The sequence below is a fragment of the Paenisporosarcina sp. TG20 genome (genome assembly GCF_000286315.1).
GTDB lineage: Bacteria > Bacillota > Bacilli > Bacillales_A > Planococcaceae > Paenisporosarcina.
Map to the genome: position 1 here is coordinate 1 of NZ_ALJG01000063.1, position 1,299 is coordinate 1,299.

Here is a 1,299-nt window from a genome sequence, read left to right on the forward strand (position 1 = left end):
AAAGCGTCCGCCTGTAACGAAAATCACACAGGAAACCAAAGTAGATGCTATATGGAATATCCTTTTAGAATGATACTTAAATCATTTTTCTTATAATCAAATAATGTTTCTTTCGAATGCGATGATCCGGTTTACTTTTCATCATTATTGATGGGGTGGTTCGCATTTTGGGTATTGTTCTTCTTCGCTAATTCATTTTGTCCTAGCTTGTTTAAGTCATTTTCACTAATATCGTATCCATAGCCATATTCCTCACGACCTAGTTGTTTTTTCTTCTTGTCTATATTTTCTTGTTGATTCTTATTCAAATATTATCACCTCCATTTATGGATAGCTTGTTCTGAATAATACAGTTTATTCTTCTAAACTTAAGAAATTTTCGCTTAAACTAAACACTCAAAAACGTTTAGGGATATGCGAATAGGATAATACTGTTTGAGTCAAAGAATTAGACTGGTGAAAGATATTACTCTTTCCTATAAAAATGTAATTTTGAATTTTTCAAAGGAGATGGATAGTATGACAACGGTAAAACTAGCAGTGATTTATTACAGCTCAACGGGTACTAACTACCAATTAGCGAAGTGGGCAGCAGATGGTGCTAAAGAAAAAGGTGCTGAAGTAAAAGTGTTAAAGTTACATGAAACAGCACCACAAGAAGCTATTAATTCAAATCCAGCTTGGAAAGAACATTTGGAAGCGACGAAAGATGTACCAGAGGTTACTCTAGATGATTTAGAGTGGGCAGATGCAATAATTTTCAGCGTTCCTACACGTTTTGGTAACGTACCTGCCCAAGCAAAGGCTTTCTTAGATTCAACAGGAGGACTTTGGTTTACTGGTAAATTAGTAAACAAAGTTGTAAGTGCAATGACTTCTGCACAAAATCCCCATGGAGGGCAAGAGGCAACAATACTAGCACTTTATACAACAATGTATCATTGGGGGTCAATTGTGGTTTCACCAGGTTACACTGACCCTGTTTTGTATGGTGCTGGAGGGAATCCTTATGGAACAAGTGTCTCAGTTAACCAAGAAGGAAATATGGTAGAGGATGTACAAGGTGCAGTGAAACATCAAGCTATACGAACTGTAACTATTGCAGAATTGGTGAAAAAGGGAAATAAAGAATAAGAATGGTGACATCTTTTATGATTTAAGTAAATAACGGAAAATAAAGAGACTAACTTTTAAGAAGTGATTGCTCCTTCGAACAAGTCAGTCTCTTTTTCTACTTTCATGCATTCCCTAACTAACTTTAATGTTAATAGATTATTTACTTAAGTTTCGCACCTTGAG

General features: G+C 35.3%; 2 protein-coding genes. One reads left to right on the forward strand and one right to left on the reverse strand.

Annotated elements, in window-relative coordinates; genetic code table 11:
• Positions 1-131: 131 nt before the first annotated feature.
• A complete protein-coding gene (locus tag B371_RS23230; RefSeq protein ID WP_019412384.1) occupies positions 132-308 on the reverse strand; it encodes a hypothetical protein in 177 nt (58 codons plus the stop codon).
• A gap of 211 nt (positions 309-519) precedes the next feature.
• On the opposite strand from B371_RS23230, the gene wrbA reads away from it, so the two are divergent.
• Positions 520-1,134, forward strand: coding sequence for an NAD(P)H:quinone oxidoreductase (gene wrbA, locus B371_RS0100400; RefSeq protein ID WP_019412385.1), 615 nt, complete (start codon positions 520-522; stop codon positions 1,132-1,134).
• Positions 1,135-1,299 lie beyond the last annotated feature (165 nt).

Bases quoted from the DNA above. Each gene is read 5' to 3' on its own strand.
- wrbA (WP_019412385.1), top strand. From the start codon at position 520: ATGACAACGGTAAAACTAGCAGTGATTTATTACAGCTCAACGGGTACT.